2 protein-coding genes are annotated in these 2,094 nt (G+C 50.8%); both read left to right on the top strand.

Translation table 11 applies throughout. The features are described from left to right. Positions 1-116 precede the first annotated feature (116 nt). Complete coding sequence (locus B2899_RS06665; RefSeq protein ID WP_146809406.1) at positions 117-1,664, top strand: YifB family Mg chelatase-like AAA ATPase; 1,548 nt, start codon at positions 117-119, stop codon at positions 1,662-1,664. 189 nt (positions 1,665-1,853) lie between these two features. After that, positions 1,854-1,985, top strand: a complete 132-nt coding sequence (sda, locus tag B2899_RS06660; protein ID WP_146809407.1) for a sporulation histidine kinase inhibitor Sda — start codon at positions 1,854-1,856, stop codon at positions 1,983-1,985. Positions 1,986-2,094: the final 109 nt, after the last annotated feature.

Below are 2,094 nucleotides of genomic sequence, written 5' to 3'. Positions count from 1 at the left end.
TCATGGCAGGGCCTGTGGCTAATTGGGCATGGTGGTTTTGTGTCAGCAGACAAAATGAAATCTGGAAATTAAACTCAAAATATGTTAATTTTTAACAAAAAAGGAGGGTAGCGAATATGCTTGCGAAAGTTTACAGTGCTACGGTGTTGGGAGTGCAGGGGGTGGGGGTGGAAGTCGAGGTTGATATTGCGAACGGACTGCCGCACTTCGAAATTAGCGGGCTGGCCGCTTCTTCCGTACGGGAAGCGCGCAATCGGGTCAAGTCAGCCATTAAGAATAGCGGGTATTCATTTCCGCTGCAGCGCATTACGGTGAATCTGGCTCCGGCAGACGTTCGGAAAGCGGGCTCCATGCTCGATCTGGCCATCGCGGTCGGCATCCTGCTTGGAAGCGGACAGGCCAGTATCCGGAACGGCCTTGCAAACTGGCTGTTTCTTGGCGAGCTGTCGCTTGAAGGAAAACTGCGTCCGGTGCACGGCCTGTTTCCGATGATTCTCGCAGCCAGGCAGGCGGGGTTTGCGGGTGCCGTTATTCCAGCTATGTGTGAAGAGGATGTAGAGCGGGTAAAACTGCCGATTTTACGCGTCGCCACGCTGAAAGAGTGCATAGAATACGGCTCATTTGCCGATGACCAGCTTCCGGTAGATACAGTCGGCGGACGCATTCTACATGAACAGGCGGGACAGGACGATGTACCTGAGTGTTTTAGCGATGTAAGAGGGCAGAGACACGTAAAGCGGGCAATGGAAGTGGCGGCAGCAGGTGCACATCATCTTGCTATGATCGGGCCGCCGGGTACGGGCAAGACGATGATGGCGCGTCGTTTTCCGACGATTCTCCCACCGCTCGATGAAGAACAATCGCTTACAGTCGATTCCATTTACAGTGCATGCGGGCTGCTTGCGGAGCGGTGGAGACAGGCTCCTTACCCTCCTTTTCGCTCTCCGCATTCCTCCATCACGACTGTAGGCATGCTCGGAGGCGGCCTATTTCCGCAGCCGGGCGAGCTGAGCCTCGCGCATCTTGGCGTGCTGTTTTTGGATGAGTGGACCGAGTTTTCGCGGAACGTACTCGAGACAATGCGCCAGCCGTTAGAAGACGGACAGGTCACTATCCTCCGTCAGGAGTCGAAGCTTTCGTTTCCCTGTCGATTCTTGCTTATTACCGCATGCAATCCATGTCTGTGTGGATTTTACCGCTTTGAGACGGACGGCCACCCGTGTACATGTTCGATACGGGAGATTCGGCGTTATTGGAAGAAATTGTCCGGACCGATGCTTGATCGGATGGATATTCAGGTAGAAGTACCGCGGGTGCGAATCGATGAAATGAAAGAAGACGTCTCGATGACTTCTCGCATCATGCGCGGACGGGTACAGGCGGCGCGGGAAAGGCAAAAGCACCGCTACCGTGATGCGGCTTTCCGCACGAATTCTCAATTATCAGGCCGATGGATTGCACGCTATATTTCACTTTCTACTCCGGTGCAGAGCTGGCTTTCCGCTCTCTATCAAACAAGCGGCATGAGTAATCGTTCCTACGATAAGATTGTGAAGCTGGCCCGTACTATTGCCGATCTAGAAGATTGTGATGATATACGGGAAGAGCATATTGCCGAGGCGTTTCAATACAGGACGCTGGAACAAAAACAGTGGAAAGAGTAAGCCGGATAAAAACTTTTCGACATAAATCGCTGTGGATAACGATATCTACAAAAAAAACCTAGATTTCATAGCGGATCTGAAATTTTGTGCACAACTTATTCACAAAAAGCTGTGGATAACGGAACGCTTGTTCCGAAAAAGAGCCGATGTTACAATATGGAAAATGACAGAAAACAAGGGGAGGCGTCTATGCATTTACTTTCAGATGATGCGTTGCTTGATGCCTATGTGAAAGCGATGCATCTTGGCCTTGAAAAGGAGTTCATCGCACTGTTAATTGAAGAAATAAACAGGCGGGACTTACATTTACCGCCCCATTGATAAGCAGATGCCAGTCATCTGCTTTATTTTTTACAGAAAACCATCATGACTTTTCAGCCGCAACCCCGACATGAAAATCATAAGAGGGGCGGCTGACTTTTGTGGTACG

This window comes from Aneurinibacillus sp. UBA3580 (assembly GCF_002375825.1).
GTDB lineage: Bacteria > Bacillota > Bacilli > Aneurinibacillales > Aneurinibacillaceae > Aneurinibacillus > Aneurinibacillus danicus.
This window is presented reverse-complemented; position numbering and strand designations above follow the sequence as displayed.